General features: G+C 75.7%; 1 protein-coding gene. It reads left to right on the top strand.

Going from position 1 to position 770, the window contains the following annotated elements; all coding sequences use genetic code 11:
• Positions 1-770, top strand: a 770-nt coding sequence (locus NBW84_RS19295; protein ID WP_445548774.1) for a phosphomethylpyrimidine synthase ThiC, incomplete at both ends; no start/stop codon positions are given.

Below are 770 nucleotides of genomic sequence, written 5' to 3' on the forward strand. Positions count from 1 at the left end.
GCGCCCGTCACCGATGGCGCGCCCGGCTCCACGGGGCGTGACACTCGGAGGCCCGCTGCCGGCGGGCCCGGCGGCGCGTCCGCGCCCGGCGGCCCACCCACGCCTGGCGGCCCACCCACGCCGGTCACCTCCGGCCCGCTGCCCGGCAGCCGCAAGACCTACCTGGTCGGCGCCGCGGACGGCCTGCGGGTGCCCATGCGCGAGGTGCCGCTCTCCACCGGCGACAGCGTGATCCTGTACGACACCTCCGGGCCGTACACCGACACCGAGCAGGTCACGGACGTGCGCCAGGGGCTGCCCCCGCTGCGGGACGCCTGGATCGCCGCCCGCGGCGACACCGAGGCCTACCGGAGCACCCCGCCGGAGATCCGGCACGGGGAGCGGCTGCGCCGGCCGTCCCCCAGGCGGGCGCTGCCCGGCCGGGCCGTCACCCAGCTCGCCTACGCCCGCCGGGGTGAGATCACGCCGGAGATGGAGTTCGTCGCGCTGCGCGAGGGCCTGCCGGCCGAGACCGTCCGGGCGGAGATCGCCGCCGGCCGCGCGGTGCTGCCCGCGAACGTCAACCACCCCGAGTCCGAGCCGATGGCGATCGGCAGCGCCCTCCTGGTGAAGATCAACGCGAACATCGGGAACTCGGCGGTGACCTCGTCCATCGAGGAGGAGGTGGACAAGATGGTGTGGGCGACCCGCTGGGGCGCCGACACCGTCATGGACCTGTCCACCGGCCGCGACATCCACACCACCCGGGAGTGGATCATCCGGAACTCGCC

It is taken from the genome of Protofrankia sp. CiP1_Cm_nod2, from assembly GCF_920664355.1.
Classification (GTDB): Bacteria; Actinomycetota; Actinomycetes; order Frankiales; family Frankiaceae; genus Protofrankia.